Origin of the sequence: Hafnia sp. (assembly GCF_036648275.1) — a bacterium.
GTDB lineage: Bacteria > Pseudomonadota > Gammaproteobacteria > Enterobacterales > Enterobacteriaceae > Hafnia > Hafnia alvei.
Window position 1 is genome coordinate 77,822 of record NZ_JAVXIQ010000015.1, and the last position, 18,686, is coordinate 96,507.

At 48.4% G+C, this 18,686-nt stretch carries 14 protein-coding genes and 1 tRNA gene; 11 read left to right on the plus strand and 4 right to left on the minus strand.

The window, feature by feature from the left end:
• Positions 1-354: 354 nt before the first annotated feature.
• The 4 genes from RSC70_RS14095 (at position 355) to RSC70_RS14110 (ending at position 8,252) form a co-directional block, all read left to right on the plus strand.
• Positions 355-1,647 (plus strand): SrfA family protein, encoded by a 1,293-nt coding sequence (locus tag RSC70_RS14095; RefSeq protein WP_332542803.1) that lies wholly within the window; start codon positions 355-357, stop codon positions 1,645-1,647.
• Between the two features lie 18 nt (positions 1,648-1,665).
• Positions 1,666-4,626: a virulence factor SrfB gene (locus tag RSC70_RS14100; protein ID WP_332542814.1), complete on the plus strand. Its 2,961-nt coding sequence runs from the start codon at positions 1,666-1,668 to the stop codon at positions 4,624-4,626.
• Positions 4,623-7,025 (plus strand): putative virulence factor, encoded by a 2,403-nt coding sequence (locus tag RSC70_RS14105; RefSeq protein ID WP_332542805.1) that lies wholly within the window; start codon positions 4,623-4,625, stop codon positions 7,023-7,025. Before RSC70_RS14100 ends, RSC70_RS14105 begins: the two co-directional genes overlap by 4 nt.
• Positions 7,026-7,313: 288 nt before the next feature.
• Positions 7,314-8,252 carry a VirK/YbjX family protein gene (locus RSC70_RS14110; RefSeq protein ID WP_332542807.1) on the plus strand — a complete coding sequence of 313 codons (939 nt, stop codon included), beginning with the start codon at positions 7,314-7,316 and terminating at the stop codon, positions 8,250-8,252.
• Positions 8,253-8,483: 231 nt separating this feature from the next.
• On the opposite strand, the gene RSC70_RS14115 is transcribed toward RSC70_RS14110, so the two are convergent.
• Positions 8,484-8,559 (minus strand) — tRNA-Phe (locus tag RSC70_RS14115).
• Between the two features lie 517 nt (positions 8,560-9,076).
• Here RSC70_RS14115 and speFL point away from each other — a divergent pair.
• The 5 genes from speFL (at position 9,077) to nikR (ending at position 14,471) form a co-directional block, all read left to right on the plus strand.
• Complete coding sequence (gene speFL, locus RSC70_RS14120; protein WP_016361109.1) at positions 9,077-9,181, plus strand: leader peptide SpeFL; 105 nt, start codon at positions 9,077-9,079, stop codon at positions 9,179-9,181.
• 326 nt (positions 9,182-9,507) lie between these two features.
• Positions 9,508-11,670: an ornithine decarboxylase SpeF gene (gene speF, locus RSC70_RS14125; protein ID WP_072307895.1), complete on the plus strand. Its 2,163-nt coding sequence runs from the start codon at positions 9,508-9,510 to the stop codon at positions 11,668-11,670.
• 118 nt (positions 11,671-11,788) lie between these two features.
• Positions 11,789-13,111 carry a putrescine-ornithine antiporter gene (gene potE / locus RSC70_RS14130; RefSeq protein WP_063585968.1) on the plus strand — a complete coding sequence of 441 codons (1,323 nt, stop codon included), beginning with the start codon at positions 11,789-11,791 and terminating at the stop codon, positions 13,109-13,111.
• A 153-nt stretch (positions 13,112-13,264) separates the two neighbouring features.
• A complete protein-coding gene (locus RSC70_RS14135) occupies positions 13,265-13,933 on the plus strand; it encodes a glutathione S-transferase family protein (RefSeq protein ID WP_332542808.1) in 669 nt (222 codons plus the stop codon).
• A 76-nt stretch (positions 13,934-14,009) separates the two neighbouring features.
• Positions 14,010-14,471 carry a nickel-responsive transcriptional regulator NikR gene (gene nikR, locus RSC70_RS14140; RefSeq protein WP_025798588.1) on the plus strand — a complete coding sequence of 154 codons (462 nt, stop codon included), beginning with the start codon at positions 14,010-14,012 and terminating at the stop codon, positions 14,469-14,471.
• A 134-nt stretch (positions 14,472-14,605) separates the two neighbouring features.
• Here the strand turns inward: nikR and mltC are convergent, their stop codons facing one another.
• From mltC to mutY, 3 genes are all read right to left on the minus strand, one after another.
• The gene (gene mltC, locus RSC70_RS14145; RefSeq protein WP_187989659.1) at positions 14,606-15,685 is read right to left on the minus strand and encodes a membrane-bound lytic murein transglycosylase MltC; all 1,080 of its coding nucleotides are present in this window, start codon (positions 15,683-15,685) and stop codon (positions 14,606-14,608) included.
• Between the two features lie 87 nt (positions 15,686-15,772).
• Positions 15,773-16,045, minus strand: a complete 273-nt coding sequence (locus RSC70_RS14150) for an oxidative damage protection protein (protein ID WP_025798592.1) — start codon at positions 16,043-16,045, stop codon at positions 15,773-15,775.
• A 63-nt stretch (positions 16,046-16,108) separates the two neighbouring features.
• Positions 16,109-17,167 carry an A/G-specific adenine glycosylase gene (gene mutY / locus RSC70_RS14155; RefSeq protein ID WP_234618296.1) on the minus strand — a complete coding sequence of 353 codons (1,059 nt, stop codon included), beginning with the start codon at positions 17,165-17,167 and terminating at the stop codon, positions 16,109-16,111.
• A 344-nt stretch (positions 17,168-17,511) separates the two neighbouring features.
• Between mutY and trmB the strand changes: the two genes are divergently transcribed.
• Complete coding sequence (gene trmB / locus RSC70_RS14160) at positions 17,512-18,228, plus strand: tRNA (guanosine(46)-N7)-methyltransferase TrmB (protein ID WP_332542809.1); 717 nt, start codon at positions 17,512-17,514, stop codon at positions 18,226-18,228.
• Complete coding sequence (locus RSC70_RS14165) at positions 18,228-18,554, plus strand: YggL family protein (RefSeq protein ID WP_025798599.1); 327 nt, start codon at positions 18,228-18,230, stop codon at positions 18,552-18,554. The genes trmB and RSC70_RS14165 overlap by 1 nt, the downstream gene beginning before the upstream one ends.
• Positions 18,555-18,686: the final 132 nt, after the last annotated feature.

Consider the following 18,686-nt stretch of genomic DNA (forward strand, 5'->3'; position numbering starts at 1 on the left):
TTGTCGGCATAAGCTGGTTAAACTTTATACTTAATTAAATAAATATTTCACAATTAAAATCATTAAATTTAAATTGTATGGGTGTTTTAGGTCTTTTAATCATCATTTTAATTTCAAATAAATATATATGCAGGGTGATCAATGTTCGCAAATAGATGAATACGAAGATGATACGAAGGGCGGGGAGCTGCGAGAAGAAGGGTGCAGCTTGCCTAGAATGACTAAAGTAAAGCACAAGTGCGTGAATTGATTGGCTTAGTACTCACCATTTTAGCCACTTTTTTGACCGTTTGATTGCCTAGAGAAGATCTTAAAGTAGCTGTTGTAGTCAGACGTCTATCAAAGGGTTATTTCGTGGCAAAACAATTATTACGCAGCGGCAGCTTGGATGATTTTCTCGCGTTGGGCGAAAACGGCCAGCCTGTTTACGCTTCAGCGCTACAGCTAAGAGAAACGCTACGCCTGCGTCATCAGCAAAGTATCGCCGATATGTTGGCGATCCCACAGCCTAATGAAGGCGGCGATCGCATTGATTGGTACGCGCCCATCTCAGGGAAAATAACTTCGTGGATTGCCGCGAGCGATGAAGAGCGTGCCTCTGCGCTGAGCCAGTTGGAACATTGCCAGCAAACGGTAAATGAACTCAGCCAGAAAGCCCAACTGTCAGAGAAATCGGCTTTGCGCCTGTTCGGTATTTTGTTGGCGAAAGCCATGCAGTTTCCTGGTGCGAATCATGTTTTTTTGGTGGATGGCAAACCCGTGCTTACTTTTTGGGGCTTCGTGAATCTGGATAAAAAATCCAGAGCCGATGCTTTTGATTGCCTGAGAGCCGCGCAGGGCGACGCTGCGCCCAGTGGAAATATCGCCACTGAAATACCGAAACCTCTCGCCATCCCCACACCAAAACCAATCGAACAAGCACCGCAGAATAGCGATACGGTAGCAACTGAACCCAGCAAAGTGGTACGCCGCCGAGAGTGGCGACAGCTTTGGTGGTTACCCCTAGCGCTGGTGGTGTTGGGAATCCTTTTCTTCCAAATTCGCGCTAAAGGCGATGCGCCTAAACCGGTGGTGAAATCCTCGGAGACGGTAAAGAAAACCGCCCCTGAGAGTGAAAAACGCGCTCTGCCATCCCGTACCGCTGCACCAAAAACGCATTTACCCGTTGCACATATAGCCGCACCAACGCCGGTGGTTGAAGTGGTAAAAACGCCTGAGGTGAAGCCTGTCGAAGTTCAAAAAACAGCGGTATCCGCCGACGCGTTGGTGATGCCCGCTGAGGCGGTGAAATTAGGTTCGACGCGTTTTATGAATGGCAGATGGCGCGCCAGTCTGGACATTAAAACTCCGCGCCTTGGTAAGCCACCGAGTTTGGTTTATCAGATTAAAAACAGCAAAGGCAGCGTGAAAATCATCCATGGTGATGGCATCAGCTGTAATGCCAATATCACCGTGGGTCTTATGAGTTCGGGAAGCTTGGTGGTAGATAGCCGCACCAAAGCCAAATGCAGCGACGGCTCGCGTTACAAAATTCCACAGTTGATTTGTAAGTCGGGTGAAAACGGCGTGGCCGACTGCAATGGGCGCTATGACGCCGACACTATCTTGCCAATCAATATGACGCGCATCAGCAAGTCATCTCAGTAAAAATGGATGAATAAAACCATGTTAGCCACCATCACCGATTACAAGCATCAGGTTGCGCTCATTCAGAACAGCGGCATTCAGTTTTTGGATTTTGCCCTCAAGCCCAATTTCACGGCGGAGCTCCCCGGCAAATTTGTACGCCAAACGGCGAATGGGCCTCTGCTGCGTTTACTGCACAATGCTGAAAGCGATACTTATTGGCTGCCCGCGCCAGCTGGCACGCCGCCAGAACGGGTCAAGCCCGAATCGAGCATTTCGTTGGAGCAGTCGCTTCAATTGCTGAATGGGATCTGGCTGCCGTTGCCTTTTTTCCGTTTTAATCCTCCGCGTACGTTTTTAGGTGGGCCTGACAACTGGGCGCGAATGCAGGTTTTAGCGCTAGATAAGCCCGATCGTGATGGGAATACCTATCGCGTATGCATGGCGTTTGATACGGCCATTTCTGCCGATGGGCAGAGCAATGAATCTCTGCAACCCAGCGAAAACGACGTCAAAAGCGGTGCGGGTTTTGCACTAGCCTATCGCAGCGAAGAACTGGCTGAATTTCTCGACCTGACTTGGGTGGATGGCTGGCTGCGTGAGGTTTTCACTCAGCAAGCGATACAGCAGGAGGATCGGCATTCTGTCGGCATCCAAACCGCGCTACGCGAGTTTGAGTATCAGGCGCATTACTTGAATATCCTGTATCTGTTCGGCAAACAGCTCAATGTGCCTACCGTTAAGCTCAATACTAGTACGCTGCAAGAACCCACCGTTCATGTTGATTTGATTATGGATGTTGGGAACTCCCACACCTGCGGCATTTTGGTGGAAGACCACCTTGATGAACTCAATGGTCTGAAACAAACCTACGAGCTGAACCTGCGTGACCTCAGTCAGCCACACTATGTGTATAACGAGCTGTTTGATAGCCGCGTTGAATTTTCTCAGGCCGAGTTTGGTAAGCGTAATTTTTCCGTAGAAAGCGGGCGCGAACAGGCGTTCGTCTGGCCGTCGATTGTGCGCGTTGGCCGAGAGGCCAGCCGCATGGCGTTGCAACGAATGGGCACCGAAGGTTCAACGGGGCTTTCAAGCCCACGTCGCTATCTATGGGATGAAGAAGAGTATCTGCATGGTTGGCGCTTTAATACGCTGAACCAAGCCCAGCAAGAGCCGTCTGCAACCGCGCTTCCACTGACGTTTTTGTTAAACGATCAGGGACAGCCTCTCTACGACCAGCCATTAGATGAGCGTTTACCGGTATTTTCAGCGCACTACAGCCGCAGCTCACTGATGACGTTTATGCTATCTGAGCTTTTGGCACAGGCGCTGATGCAGATAAACAGCGTCGCTCAACGCCTGAAAATGACGCATTCCTCAGCGCCTCGACAGCTGCGCAGCATTATTTTGACTCTGCCTTCTGCCATGCCAAAACCAGAGCGCGAAATCTTCCGTCGTCGCATGTATCAAGCCATTGGTTTGGTGTGGAAAAGTATGGGCTGGCATCCAGCTGACCATGATTTTTCTAGCGAAGCCGATCGGGCTGAAAGCACGGTGCCGGTGCCTGACGTACAGATGGAATGGGACGAAGCGACCTGTGGGCAGATGGTGTATCTGTATAACGAAACTCAGGTCAATTTTGGCGGCTGTAGCGAAGAGTTTTTTGCCAGTCAGGCGCGAACCGACCGCGAGCTAGCGGAAGGCGAAGTTGCCGGAAAAACGCTGCGAATTGCGTCGATTGATATCGGCGGTGGCACCACCGATTTAGCGATTACCCAGTACCGTTTGGATGATGGTGCTGGCAGCAACGTCAAAATTATTCCTCGATTGCTCTTCCGTGAGGGCTTCAAGCTAGCAGGCGACGATATTTTGTTAGATGTCATTCGCTTATATGTGCTGCCTGCCTTGCAGAACGCATGCCGGAAGGCGGGCGTTGCCGACAGTGATGAGCTGATGAACAAGCTATTTGGCGATGGCAGTATTTCTGCGCTACGCCAGCAGGCGACGTTACAGGTATTTAGCCCGATTGGGCGCGCTATTCTTGAGTCCTACGAACGTTACGACCCGTTGGATACCGCCGCGGAAATCGATGCGACCTTTGGCGAGCTTTTGTCCCAACTGCCAACGGTGAAAGTGCAGGAATATATAAATAATGACGTACAGCGAGCTCAGCCTGCTGATGCGGTACCTTTTGATATTTTGCAGGTTCCGCTGATCCTCAAGCTAAGCAAACTCCACGCGGAGTTTCTGTCGCCGCGCATGCGTATCACGCAGCATTTGCGCTCGCTGTGTGAAGTGGTGGCGTTGTATTCCTGCGATGTGTTGCTTCTAACAGGTCGACCTTCGCGGTTCCCAGGGATTCAGGCACTTTTCCGCCATTTACAGCCGTTGCCGATTAACCGCATTTTGCCGCTTGAGGGATATCACACCAGTGAATGGTATCCATTTAATAAGCGCGGGCGCATTGATAACCCGAAATCCACCGCCGCGGTGGGGGCGATGCTCTGCTTGCTGGCGGTGAATTTGCGCTTGGCGACTTTCAACTGCAAAGCCGGAGATTTCCAGCCCTATTCGACGGTGTGCTATCTCGGCACGCTGGATGGTCATCAGTCATTAATGACTAACGACGTTTGTTATAGCGATATCGATCTCGATAACCCTGATTTTGAGCTACCAAGCGAAGGTTCATTTCAAATGCGTGGCCCCGTGTGTTTGGGGTTCCGCCAGCTCGACAACGATCGTTGGCCAGCGTCGCCGCTATATCGCTTATCGATTGCTGACCAACAGCTGGCGCGCAAAGTGGCGGGCGAGAGCGTGCTGAACGTGAGGTTAGCGACCGAAGCGGAAAGCCCAGAACAAGGGCCGGAACGCTTCAAGTTGGCTGAGGTAACGCTGGATGACGGCACGCCTGTTCCTTTGCATCACTTAAAACTAAAACTGAACACTTTATCGGATAGCACCCATTATTGGATCGACAGTGGGAGCGTATTTAGCCAATGAAACCATTGAATTCAAAACAAATTAATAACCAGCTTCAGGTTATCACTCAGCATGTTGATCTGGCGCTTGAGTGGCTAGAGAGCACGCGTCAGCACTCACCGAGATTAGATATTGAGGCTGATAGCCTTCGTGTAAAACTGCATCGCTGCCGGTATCAGGCAGTGTCGATGCAAGAGCTGCCGCAGCATTTTCCAAGCATCGGTTTTTTTGGCCTGTCACAGGCGGGAAAATCCCATCTGATTAGTGCACTTGCGGCGGATGAGTCGGGCCAATTAGCCTTGAATTTGGGTGGACGCACGCTGGATTTTGATAGCCATATCAATCCAGGTAATCAGGCCTGTGGTGTGGTCACCAGATTCACTCATCGAGCGGGAATCAATAACCATGATTTCCCGATCGAGATCGCCATGTTGGCTGAGTATGAGCTGGCGAAAGTCATGGTTGATGCTTTTATTCATGATTTTTCATTGGAAGAGGCTGACCAAGAACGCGATGAGGCGTTCATTGCCGATCACCTTTCTGCCTTGTCGGCGCTATGTTTGCCTGAGCCTGTAGCCGGATTTAGCGAGGACGATGCGGTTGCGCTATGGGATGCGGTGAATCGCCGTATTGGCGCACGCGGTAAAACGCTGGATCGCTATTTTTGGCCTTCGGCGGTGCGGCTCGCGCCGTATTTGAGCGTGGATAATCGCGCTCGCCTGTTCTCGTTATTATGGTCTGAGCAGGAAGAATTGACCGCAGCGTACGTTGGTTTGGGGCATATCTTGCAGCGCTTATCCAGCGTTGAGCGCGTTGCTGCTCCGCTCAGTGTTCTGGTCGATGATATGCAGCTACCGACGGAAGGCGTACTCAGCGTTGATGTGCTAAGCAATGCTAATTCGCCGCTCGATTTCAGCGTACAGGTTTGCCCGCTTGTGAAGGGGAAAACGATGAAGCCGGTTGAGCTGTCCATTTCTGAGCTATCGATGCTGGCGCGTGAGATAACGCTACCGCTGGCAGGTACGCCGCGTGAGGCTCAGTTTCAGCAGATGGACGTGCTGGATATCCCCGGCTTGGGGCAGTCACTTGAAAGCGAATTCGAACCCTCATGCTCGCTGCTTCATGTTTTGCAGCAGGCCAAGGTTTACGGGCTGCTAGAACGCTATGCCGATAATCAGCAAATTGCAGCATTAATGGTATGTACGGCGGCAACGGCGCGATCTCAGACTCATAGCGCGGGCAAAGTTTTGGCTCATTGGGCAAAAGCTATGCGCAGTGATGCCGAACATCGTAAGCCGACGCTGATTTGGGCACTTACCGCCTTCGACCAACGGGTCACGCAGGGTAAACATTACGATGAGGCCGTGCAGCGCCATGTCGGTTTAGCCGGTGATAGCTGGGGATCAATGCTGGTTACGGATAAAAGCGGTGTGCGCCGGATGGTGGACTACTTAGCCACCGAGGCAAACAGTGACGCAACGTTGAGGCAGCTAACGATGAAGTTAGAGGCGCTGCGCCGAGAGCTGGCTGAGAATTTGTTAGGAAATTGGCTGTTATTAAGCGAACAACAAGAAGGGCAAGAAAAACAGCGTATTGCACAGATTCTGTTGAAAACCCTGCAAACGCGTACCGGTGTGCATGGTGAGCTGCTGGAGCGCCTGTTACCAACCCGTGATGAGCTTCGACGCCTTTATTTACAACAACGGCTACAGCAGCGATTTGTCACTGAATCCGCGACGAACAGCGGCGAAAATGCATTACCGATTATGAATGGTGATCCGTTTGGTATTGAAATGAATATTGATTTGGTGGCAGACGTGGTGTCTGAGCCAAGCGCAACAGAGCAGCAGGCGTTACCCGAGGGCAATTTTGCCACGCAGGCCTATCAATATTGGGTGAACCATCTACGTAATTTATCTGAAAACGGCGCGCTATTAACGTTACTTGGCGTTGTAAAACCGGAGCTAGAGCTTCTCTTGCAAGAGCTAATCACGGCCAGTGTGCGTATGGAGATCCCGCGTTCGCTGTCGCAAACGTTATTTAATACCGAGCTGGCTGGTGTTGATAATCAGATGCTGGCCGACCGACAAGTGTCCCGCGTACTTGGCGTGTTAGGTAATTTTGTGGCGTGGCTAGGGTTCCAAAACGTAGCGGAAGCGAAAAAGCCGGATAGCCGTGTGAACCGTGGGCAAAAGATATTTGCTAAACCGCCAGCCATGAACGCGGCGGGGTGGGGTAAATCCCAACGTTTAACCAAGCTTTCGGCGGCACCATCGAACAATACGGGTTTTTATATTTACGATTGGCTGGTGGGCTTAAGCGAGATGATTATCCAAAACCAAGGATATTCTGCGGCTCGTGAGCTTAGCCAGCAGCAAGAAATGCAGCTGAGGAGAATCGTAGAGGCGCTTGCGGCATAATCTGAATAGGTTCACGGATGAACCTTAAGCTTTTCCTTTCTACTAGGTGAAATAATAATCACCGCAGAATGTTTCGATATTTTCATCTGCGGTAAGGGATTGTTTCGCTATCTTCCCTCTGTATCGGTGCTGTACGCCGCCAAACCTCTTCTTGTTTATGTTTCGTTGAATTTATATAGCTCAAACTTATGGTTAAACCCCTCCCAGTCTCTCCCGCTTTTTGGTTTTTACCGCAGGGAGCCATCTGCAGCTGGGATCACTAACTATCACTAATTTGTTGGGGCCAATATGAGCTTTTTCAAAAAATGGCGGCACCAGAGTGGGCTCTGGCGTTCACTAAATACAGGCTATGATTCCGTTAAGCTTGGTTGTCGCATTGCTGCAATGCCAACGTTTGAGTACATCAAATATAAAAAGATGTGTAATGAATATTACAGTGCTCAATTGTTGAATCCTGTGACGAATACTATTTCGCATCCTTTCATCAAAAGACCCGTAAACAAGTACCTCAATCGCAAGTGGTCTGGTAAACAGAAACTACGTACTGCGATGAAAACGCTGGATGTCATTGAGCATTCTTTTTCACGTAAAGCGTTAGAAACACTCTATTCAGCAGATAACGACGGTATTGTTCTGGCTGATATCGAGCTTAAGAGCGGTGATATTGCTCAACTGAAACTCATGCGTTCCAGATTTACGCGTGAAGGGGATCTTGGCTTATACCTGTTTAATGAGAATCAAGAAGATGTTTATGGCCTGACGTTTTCTTTTGGGCCGAAAGGTGAGCTTTATCTCTCTGGATTACAAGGGCCGAACACTGAAAACGGCGCAGAAATTGTTAAAAGCATGACTAAGCTGATGCATGGTATGCGTCCTAAAAACCTGCTTATTTCGGCGTTGTATGCGTTAGCGCAGCATTTTCATATTTCAACCATCGCTGGTGTGGCGAATAAAGCACATATCAAAAGCCAACATTTGAAATCGAGCTACGATAATTTTTGGCTTGAGTGTGGCGGCGAGTTGAATAGGCAAGGATGGTACTGCTTACCTAAAAGCGAGCCAGAGCGCGATATTGAAACGGTAAAAAGCCAGCATCGTTCTGCGTTCCGTAAGCGCGAAGCGCTGCGTGAAGGCGTTACCGATGCCGTTTCCCATAACTTACAGCGCTATGCCGCTGGCGCGAAGGCTATAACCGCGAATGAAGACGATGCGGTGCTGAGTCAGTAAACATTGTGAGAAATAACGCGATTGAGTTTAGATAAAAAAAACCGCCACTGGCGGGTTTTTTTATATTCTAGAGATACTCGGACTCGGACTAACGCTGAAGGCGTTTGAACAACGGCTTTGCCGTTGGCCCGCAGGGTGAGCCGCTGGCGGCGAATAATCGAACGGAGTTCGATGAAGAGTCCGTATGCTAGAAAGCAAAAAACCAGCCCTAAGGCTGGTTTCTTTAAATAGTGGTGCCCGGACTCGGAATCGAACCAAGGACACGGGGATTTTCAATCCCCTGCTCTACCGACTGAGCTATCCGGGCAACGGGGCGCATTAAACCGTATCAGCGGCGCCGCGTCAATAAGTTTATCGCTTTCATGGTTTAAGCGCTCAATAATGACGCATTACTAACGATGAGACGCGAATCTTGGCAGACAAAAACCATGGTTTAAAATTATATATCTTGTAATCTCAATTCATAAGATGAATTTTTAAGCACTTTTTTGACTTAAAAAGTCATATCAAGCACTTTGAGGGAGTTAAATACAAAACATATTTTTTACAATTACTTATCAATTTATAATAAAACCGCATTATTTGTATAAGCTAAAAAATTCAATGTTGCCGAATTCCTTTAATGATAGGATTTATTTTAATAATACAGAAGCAAGCAATTCGTTACATATTACTAACTATTAGTGCTGCTTAAATATGCATTCAAGTCTGGACAATAATATTTTTTTATTTATTATATACCTCGTAATAGTGATAAATATCACGGTTTACATAATCGCACAGGTTACAATGTCCTCGGTTTCCACATAAAGAGGAAATAGGAAATGGAAAATAACAATAAAGCTATGCCGCATATCCGACGCGTCACTCATCTGATGATGATGGCCCATCGTAGCTGCTTTGACTTTCACCTTTTCAACTCTAAATAATCCCCCCTCCTACGGCGTCCGTTGTTGCGGATCGTCATGCTTGCCCGATCTCATTCGTTGGTAAATCTAGTATCTATCTGAATAATCTAGTTTTATCCATAATTCGGTAAGCAGATTTTGACTATCCCAATCAACTCATGCGCCAATCTGGTGGCTTAGCCACCTGGCATTTATCTACCTATTCCAGTAATTCAGTAACCTGAATTATTGCAGGGTAATATTGCCTTTAAAAAATAATTACGCTTCGGATCCCTAAGGGGAATATCTGACGGCTATGCTTTACCCTAAATTAATGACCATTAATAAAATAAGAGACCATAAATAAAATGGAAAAACTAAAAATAGCAGTTAATAACAACACCTCTGAATGCTTTAGTACTGAACGTGAAACAGTAGATATTAATAATACTAACTTTACTGACGTTTCTGCGGCCGTTATTTCCGTTGAAGATGCGGTTTCAGGCACGCTGGATACGATTGAACAAACCGGTTTTGGTATTCCTGTTTTTGTCGCTGTTTGCTGCGAAGAAGAATTGCCAGCAGAAGTGCTGCCGCGCGTGACTGGCGTGTTTGAATTATGCGATGGCAACGTTGATTTCTACGGCAAACAACTTGAAGCCGCTGCGGTTAAATATGAGAAAGACGTTTTACCTCCTTTCTTTGGTAGCCTCGTTGAATATGTGCAGCAGGGTAACGCCGCATTTGACTGCCCAGGGCATCAAGGTGGTCAGTTCTTCCGTCGCCATCCTGCCGGTCGCCAGTTCTTTGATTACTTTGGCGAAACATTATTCCGTTCTGACCTGTGTAACGCTGACGTATCAATGGGTGACCTACTTATCCATGAAGGCGCTCCTTGCACCGCACAGATGCATGCGGCCAAAGTCTTTAACGCTGATAAAACTTACTTCGTATTAAACGGGACTTCTTCTTCGAACAAAGTGGTGCTGAATGCGCTGCTAGCTCCGGGCGATTTAGTGTTGTTTGACCGTAACAACCATAAATCTAACCATCACGGTGCGTTAATTCAGGCGGGCGCAACACCGGTATATTTGGAAACTGCGCGTAACCCGTTTGGCTTTATCGGTGGTATTGATTCCCATTGTTTTGAAGAGAAATATCTGCGTGATTTAGTGCGTGAAGTGGCTCCAGAACGCTCTTCAGAAAAACGCCCATTCCGTTTAGCGGTTATTCAGTTAGGCACCTACGACGGTACTATCTATAACGCCCGCCAAGTCGTTGATAAAATTGGTCATCTTTGTGATTACATCCTGTTTGACTCTGCATGGGTAGGCTACGAACAGTTCATCCCAATGATGAATGATTGCTCTCCTCTGCTGTTAGAACTGAATGAAAACGATCCCGGTATTCTGGTGACTCAGTCTGTTCATAAACAACAGGCTGGTTTCTCTCAGACTTCACAGATCCACAAAAAAGATAAACATATCAAAGGCCAAGATCGCTACGTAAATCATAAACGCATGAACAATGCTTTCATGATGCATGCGTCAACCAGCCCATTCTATCCATTATTTGCTGCGCTTGATGTGAACGCCAAGATGCATGAAGGCGAAAGCGGAAAACGCATGTGGATGGACTGCGTTAAAGTCGGTATCGAAACACGTAAGCTGTTGTTAAAACTCTGCAAACACATTCGTCCGTTCGTTCCTGCAACCATCGATGGCCGTAAATGGGAAGATTTTGATACCGAAGAAATGGCTAACGATCTGCGCTTCTTCGACTTCATCCCTGGCGAACGTTGGCACTCATTTGAAGGCTACGCTGAGCATCAATACTTTGTAGACCCATGCAAACTGATGCTGACCACGCCGGGTATCAACGTGCAAACCGGTGAATACGATAAGTTTGGTGTTCCAGCGACTATCCTTGCCAACTTCCTGCGTGAGAATGGCATTGTCCCTGAAAAATGTGACCTGAACTCAATCCTCTTCCTGATGACGCCTGCGGAAGATATGGCGAAGATGCAGCATCTTGTCGCGCAAATCGCTCGTTTCGAACGCTTGTTAGAAGAAGATGCGCCACTGTCAGAAGTGCTGCCATCCATCTACAAAAACTACGAAGAACGTTATCAGGGTTACACCATCCGTCAGCTGTGTCAGGAAATGCATGACCTGTATGTCAGCCATAACGTTAAACAGCTGCAAAAAGAGATGTTCCGTAAAGCTCACTTCCCGAAAGTGGTGATGAATCCACAGCAGGCAAATATCGAGTTTGTCCGTGGCAACGTTGAACTGGTTGCGCTGAATCAGGTTGAAGGCCGCATCGCCGCTGAAGGTGCACTTCCTTATCCTCCAGGTGTTCTGTGCGTAGTCCCAGGTGAAATCTGGGGCGGTTCTGTACAGCGTTACTTCTTGGCATTGGAAGAGGGCATTAACCTGCTGCCAGGGTTCGCACCTGAACTACAGGGTGTCTATATCCAACAGGACGAGGATGGACGTAAACGTGCTTATGGTTATGTTATTAAACAATAAATTAGAAATCTTTTCTCGGCAGGGGTACTGGCCGAAACTGATTTTCCGATAAAAGAAACAGCGGGGAGTTGCGACGTTTCCAGCTCTCCGCCAATAGATTTCATAAGAGAGATTGTTTATGAGTACGTCTAAAGGCAGTAACAAAATGGGCGTCGTTCAGCTCACAATTTTGACAGCGGTTAACATGATGGGGTCAGGGATCATCATGTTGCCGACCAAATTAGCGGAAGTGGGTACGCTTTCCATCGTTTCATGGCTGGTGACAGCGCTAGGGTCGATGGCTTTGGCCTATGCGTTTGCTAAGTGCGGGATGTTTAGCCGTAAATCAGGCGGCATGGGCGGATATGCGGAATATGCTTTCGGCAAATCCGGTAACTTTATGGCGAACTACACCTACGGTGTATCGCTGCTGATTGCTAACGTGGCAATCGCCATTTCGGCTGTAGGTTACGGCACCGAGTTAATGGGGGCGAACCTAACGCCACTGGGAATTTGTATCGCCACTATCGGCGTGCTGTGGCTGGCGACTATCGCTAACTTTGGCGGGGCACGCATTACTGGCCGTATCAGCGGTGTAACCGTTTGGGGCGTAATCATTCCTGTTGTCGGGATTTCCATTATCGGTTGGTTCTGGTTTAGCCCAACAATGTATGTGCAATCATGGAACCCGCATCATTTACCTGTATTTGAAGCCGTCGGTTCTTCTATTGCTATGACGTTATGGGCATTCTTGGGCTTAGAATCAGCCTGTGCGAATACCGATGTTGTTGAGAACCCAGAGCGCAACGTTCCAATCGCCGTATTGGGCGGGACGTTAGGCGCAGCTGTTATTTATATTGTTTCTACTAACGTGATTGCCGGTATTGTGCCAAACATGGATTTGGCTAATTCAACCGCACCGTTTGGTTTAGCGTTTGCCCAAATGTTCACACCGGGCGTGGGTAAAATCATCATGGCTCTGATGATTATGTCCTGCGTAGGTTCATTGCTGGGTTGGCAGTTCACCATCGCGCAGGTATTTAAGTCTTCTGCGGATGAAGGTTATTTCCCTAAAGTTTTCTCTAAATTGACCAAAGCTGAAGCACCGGTAAAAGGCATGATCGTTATTGTGATCATCCAGACCGTGCTGTCTTTAATGACCATCAGTCCGTCGTTGAACAAACAGTTTAACGTGCTGGTTAACTTAGCGGTGGTGACCAACATTATTCCGTACATCCTTTCAATGGCGGCGTTGGTTATTATCCAGAAAGTGGCGAAGGTTAATCCTAGCAAGGCGCGTATGGCGAATATCATCGCGTTTATCGGTGCTATGTATAGCTTCTATGCGCTTTATTCATCTGGCGAAGAAGCCATGATGTACGGTGCGATTGTGACCTTCTTAGGATGGACACTGTACGGTCTGATTTCTCCACGCTTTGAAATGCAGGACAAAAATGTTTAATAGCGGCTTTTAATCAAACTTATTAAACACTTGTTTTACCCCATGAAGAGAGCCCATCAGTGGCTCTCTTTGTTTTTCTCATGCGCGTAATCTTCTGTGTAATTTTGTCACTGCTGTCTATAGTTAGAAAACATCAGCCAGCGGAGTTAGCCAATGATTACGGTTCATCATCTTAACAATTCGCGTTCCCACCGTGTGCTTTGGACCCTAGAGGAGCTTGGGTTGCCCTATCAGATTGAGCAATACCAACGCGACCCAGTAACCATGCTGGCACCTGAATCGCTGAAGAAAATTCATCCGCTGGGCAAAGCTCCGGTTCTGACTGATGGAGAGTGGACCATTGCGGAATCAGCCGCCATTCTTGAATATCTTCAAGAGACCTATGACCATTCGGCGCTGCTAAAGCCACAAGAAAAACCGGAGCGCATGCAATACCGATACTGGCTGCACTATGCCGAAGGATCGTTAATGCCGTTATTGGTGATGAAGCTGATTTTTAATCGTTTGGGAAAAGCGCCGGTTCCGTGGCTGATTCGCCCAATTGGAAGCCTGCTCGGCAAAGGCGTGCAGCGCGGTTATCTCGATCAGCAACTGGCGACGCATCTTCGTTTCATTGAAAATCATCTGAGCAAAAATAACTGGTTTGCTGGCGATCATTTTAGTCTGGCTGATATACAAATGAGTTTCCCACTCGAGGCGATGAATATCCGTACTGGTTTAGATAAAGCCCCTCATGCGCGTGGTTTATTGAAGCGTTTGCATGCCAGATCCGCCTATCTTCTTGCGTTAGAGAAAGGTGGCCCACTGGAGTTGATGGATTAGCTGACCGAGGTCGTTTTTTTCAGCATAGGAACAATGTCATACTCTGAAGAATCATGCGGCTTCAGGAATTAACTTTATGCAACGAGTCACTCTTTCATTGGACGACGATTTGATGGCCGAAATTGATGCCATCATCAAAGAACGTAATTACCAAAACCGCTCAGAGGCGATCCGTGATTTGGCTCGGGCAGGGCTGCAAGCTACGGCAACGCCAACGTCGAACGATGAAACCAGCAACTGTGTGGCTGCGCTGTTTTACGTTTACGATCATGAAGCGCGTGAGCTTTCTAAGCGCCTGACGAAAAGTTTCCACGATCACCACGATCTCTCCCTTGCGAGCCTGCATGTGCATCTCGATCACGGCAGTTGCTTAGAAGTTTCTTTGCTGAAAGGCGCGACGGGAAAAGTGAAAGGATTAGCTGAGAAAGTGATTGCCGAACGAGGCGTTCGCTACGGCAAACTGCTGGTTGTGCCGGGCGAAGAATATGAACATCAGCATGAAGATGGGGAAGGGCATCACCACCATCATCATGATTAGTTTCTAGTCGTATTTCCCACATCTCCATCCTGATCTCTCCTAAGCTGGAGAGAAAACCGTCCGGCATTCAATAGAAAACGCGATCGGCGACTCCCCCTGTGAAGGGGGAGTATGGGAGGGATTAATGCAAAGACTTACTTCCCGCGGCGATAGCTCTTCTGGGCATTGTTAACTTTGTGCAGATAACGACGAGATTCGCCCGATGGGTGTTTATTGGTTAGCGTTTCGTACACATCGCCCGGCGTTAGCTGGTTGATGATACTTACCGCGCGGTTACGGTCGCTGGAGAACACGCGCAGCACGCTACCTGCCCCGCCGTTATAGGCGGTAATAACGGCATAGCGGCGTGAGGTTGGGTTCTGAATGCCACCCAAATAGTTGTTCTGCAAAATCGCCAGATAGGCAGTACCTGTATCGATATTGTTTTCTGGATCAAACAGATAGCTACGGCTTGGCGTACCCCATTTCCCTTTCTGCACAAATACGTCTTTACCCGCCGTATGCTGGACCACCTGCATCAGGCCGAGCGCATCCGATCCACTTACCGCATATGGGTTAAAGCTGGATTCGGTTTGCATAATAGCCAGAATCAATGACTCATCTACGCCATATTTTTCAGAGGCTTTACGCACCATTCCAAGGTATTTATGTGCACGTTTATCCAAGTGGTTCGGCACCAGTTGAATGGTTACGGAGTAAATCACGTGCAGGCCAGACGTCCGTTTCATCAGCTTATGCTGGATCAGATAGTCGGCAAAGTTACTGGCGCGCCCCTGCCAGCGAATAGGCTGTCCGGTGTTATCTAGCACCTGTCCATACAGGAAGGGTTCTTTACTGATCTGAATATCGTTCACATCAGAATAGAGGTCGATAGACCCCGGATCGTCACCCATCAGCAAAGTGCTCACGACCGCCTGTTTTAAACTGGCTGCGGGATCGGTTGGTGAGATGGTTTCGATGGTGATCTGGCCGGAATCAAAGTTGATGTGGCTACGTGTCAGGTATCGATCGGTATATTTTACGTAGTCTTTTGGACCCGCAATCAGTACCTCGTTAATGCCCCAAATGTTTTCAATATTATGGGCAAACTGTCCCATCAAAATGTCGAAACCATTGGTATCTTTGACAAAGGCTTCGCTGTCCTGAGTATTTTTCTTTCCAGAACAAGAGATCAGCAAGGGTGCGATCAGGATCAATGCTAAAACTTTCTTCATCTTCACAGCCATATTGGATGAAAAATGGGATCTCAAACTGCGGTCTCAAAGGCGTTGAGCCCGCAATATACTTATTGGGTTATAAACTTACTGACTTGGCGGCGTATAACCTTCGATATGCACGTCGTGACCTTCAAACAGGAACTTCACCATTTCCTGTTCCAGCAGTTTTCGGTCGTCAGGGTTCATCATGTTGAGCTTTTTCTCGTTGATGAGCATGGTTTGTTTCGACATCCACTGCGACCATGCTTCTTTAGAGATTTCGTTATAGATCCGCTTACCCAGTTCGCCTGGATAGAGCTGGAAATCCTGCCCTTCGGCTTCTTGGTTCAGAAATGTACAAAAAATTGTTCTACTCATGATTATTCCTCATGTGGTGAGCCTGGTTCAGTTTATTGAAAGGCATAAAACTCAGCGCTACTTTCACTTAGCAACGGGCTCTTTCGCCAACTGCTGCAATAAACGTTCCACGGGGGCTGCCAGACCGACAGACGGTGGCTGGGCTAAGTTATACCAGAGTCCAGTTCCTTCATCCATGCAGTGACTGTGCTGTGTTATATCAAACCAAATTGGCACGATATCTAAATGAAAATGACTGAAGGTGTGACGAAATGAGGTTAGCTGGTGAAGCTTCGGCTGACCCATGCCCAAGGACTTTACGTGCTGACGCAATTCGTCCTCGCTGGCGAACTGTGGGAAGCAGTACAAGCCACCCCATAGTCCAACGTTAGGACGCTGTTCCAGCCAGACCTTATCGCCTATTTGCATCATTAAGAAATAGCCGGTTCGTTCGGGAATAGTCTGCTTCGGTTTCTTGCCCGGATACTGGCTCCAACTGTTGTTGGCGTAAGCCATGCATCCGCCGCTCAGCGGGCACAGTTCGCATTTTGGTTTGCTGCGCGTGCAAACTATTGCGCCTAAATCCATCATCGCCTGATTAAATTGGCTGACGCCTTTGGCCGGAGTGACTTCTTCACTGATTTGCCACAGACGGTTTTCAACCTCTTTTTTGCCCGGCCAACCGTCAACCGCATAGCAGCGAGCCAATACGCGTTTTACGTTTCCGTCTAAAATAGGGTAATGCTGACCAAGCGATAAAGAGAGAATCGCGCCCGCGGTAGAGCGTCCAACGCCTGGCAACGCGCATACGTCTTCAAAAGAGGTAGGGAATTCACCGCCGTGCTTTTCAACGATGGTTTGCGCGGCTTTATGTAGATTACGCCCACGGGCGTAGTAGCCGAGACCGGTCCACAGGTGCAAAACTTCATCCTGAGGCGCGGCGGCCAGCGCTCGCACGTCAGGAAATTTTGCCATAAAGCGCAGAAAATAGGGGATCACGGTCGCAACCTGCGTTTGTTGCAACATGACTTCTGAAAGCCATACTTGATAAGGTGTTTTTGGACTTTGCCACGGCAAAGTTTTGCGTCCGTAGCGGTCGTACCAAGTTAGCACCGACTGCGCGAACTGTTGCGCCAGCATCATAAGCGTGAAGAGTTCCCATTAGGCCGCGCTGGTTAAGAAAGCGAGGCCGATAAAAATAGGCAGCGATTGCAGCACAGAGCCTACCTGCTGTAAACCGGATCTTTCTCAAGCTGGTGCGAATAGGCGATTTACTGTTATCCATTGGGTGTTGGATACCTAAAATGGTGGCGTGATGACGATGTTTAATACGCGTTTTATTCAGCGATTAACGCTAATTAATGAAAGTTTCTGACTAGAGCTTGCCAGTAGCTGTTAAAATCAAAACTTGTTTAAACGGGCCAATTTTGCATAATGCGCGCTCACTTTATGTTAAACATCCACATTCAGGCAGATGAAGCACCACTATGAATGACGTTGTATCACCGGAATTTGATGAGAACGGCCGCGTTATGCGCCGTATCCGCAGTTTTGTACGCCGCCAAGGGCGTCTGACCAAAGGGCAGCAGTTTGCGCTGGATAACTTCTGGCCGGTGATGGGCGTAGATTTTCAGCCACAACCGCTGGATCTGGTTGCTTTATTTGGCCGTGAAGCGCCTACCGTGCTTGAAATCGGCTTTGGTATGGGCGCGTCGTTGGTTACCATGGCGCAGCAGCATCCTGAGAAAAACTTCCTTGGCATCGAAGTGCATTCGCCAGGCGTGGGTGCATGTTTAGCCGCAGCTCATGAAGTGGGCATCACTAACTTACGCGTGATGTGCCATGATGCGATTGAAGTATTGGAACAAATGATCCCGGAGAATTCGCTGGCAATGGTTCAGCTATTCTTCCCCGATCCATGGCATAAGGCGCGCCATCATAAGCGCCGTATCGTACAGGCTCCGTTTGCACAGCAGATTAAGAGCAAGTTAAAAATCGGCGGCGTTTTCCATATGGCAACTGACTGGGAAAACTACGCCGAGCATATGCTGGAAGTGATGAACAACGCACCAGGTTATAAAAACCTGTCCAGCGATAATACATACGTCCCTCGGCCGGACTCGCGTCCATTAACGAAGTTTGAACTGCGTGGTCAGCGTTTGGGGCATGGCAACTGGGATTTGATGTTTGAGAGGGTAGAATAATGGCTAAAAACCGCAGCCGTCGTTTGCGTAAAAAGATGCATATCGATGAGTTTCAGGAATTGGGTTTCAGCGTAAGCTGGAACTTTGAAGAAGGCACCGGTATCGACATTATCGACACTACCGTTGATAAATTCATCGATGAAGCGATTGAGCCAAACGGTCTGGCATTTGATGGCAGTGGCTATCTGGCGTGGGAAGGTCTGATTTGCCTGCAGCAGATCGGTCAGTGCACCGAAGAACATCAGAAGCTGGTCAAAGACTGGCTGGAAGCACACGGCATGAAAAATGTTGTCGTGAGCGATCTGTTTGATGTTTGGTGGGATTGATTTCCACAGGTATAAAAAACCCGCTTCGGCGGGTTTTTTATTGTAGGTAAGACTCCTTTCCGTTCCGGCGCATTTGTTTTATCCTCCCGCCCGTTATGAACGTATTTTGGATGCATTGTGGAGTAGCGTGTG

Bases quoted from the DNA above. Each gene is read 5' to 3' on its own strand.
- RSC70_RS14100 (WP_332542814.1), top strand. From the start codon at position 1,666: ATGTTAGCCACCATCACCGATTACAAGCATCAGGTTGCGCTCATTCAG.
- RSC70_RS14105 (WP_332542805.1), top strand. From the start codon at position 4,623: ATGAAACCATTGAATTCAAAACAAATTAATAACCAGCTTCAGGTTATC.
- RSC70_RS14110 (WP_332542807.1), top strand. From the start codon at position 7,314: ATGAGCTTTTTCAAAAAATGGCGGCACCAGAGTGGGCTCTGGCGTTCA.
- speFL (WP_016361109.1), top strand. From the start codon at position 9,077: ATGGAAAATAACAATAAAGCTATGCCGCATATCCGACGCGTCACTCAT.
- speF (WP_072307895.1), top strand. From the start codon at position 9,508: ATGGAAAAACTAAAAATAGCAGTTAATAACAACACCTCTGAATGCTTT.
- potE (WP_063585968.1), top strand. From the start codon at position 11,789: ATGAGTACGTCTAAAGGCAGTAACAAAATGGGCGTCGTTCAGCTCACA.
- RSC70_RS14135 (WP_332542808.1), top strand. From the start codon at position 13,265: ATGATTACGGTTCATCATCTTAACAATTCGCGTTCCCACCGTGTGCTT.
- nikR (WP_025798588.1), top strand. From the start codon at position 14,010: ATGCAACGAGTCACTCTTTCATTGGACGACGATTTGATGGCCGAAATT.
- mltC (WP_187989659.1), bottom strand. From the start codon at position 15,685: ATGAAGAAAGTTTTAGCATTGATCCTGATCGCACCCTTGCTGATCTCT.
- RSC70_RS14150 (WP_025798592.1), bottom strand. From the start codon at position 16,045: ATGAGTAGAACAATTTTTTGTACATTTCTGAACCAAGAAGCCGAAGGG.
- mutY (WP_234618296.1), bottom strand. From the start codon at position 17,167: ATGATGCTGGCGCAACAGTTCGCGCAGTCGGTGCTAACTTGGTACGAC.
- trmB (WP_332542809.1), top strand. From the start codon at position 17,512: ATGAATGACGTTGTATCACCGGAATTTGATGAGAACGGCCGCGTTATG.
- RSC70_RS14165 (WP_025798599.1), top strand. From the start codon at position 18,228: ATGGCTAAAAACCGCAGCCGTCGTTTGCGTAAAAAGATGCATATCGAT.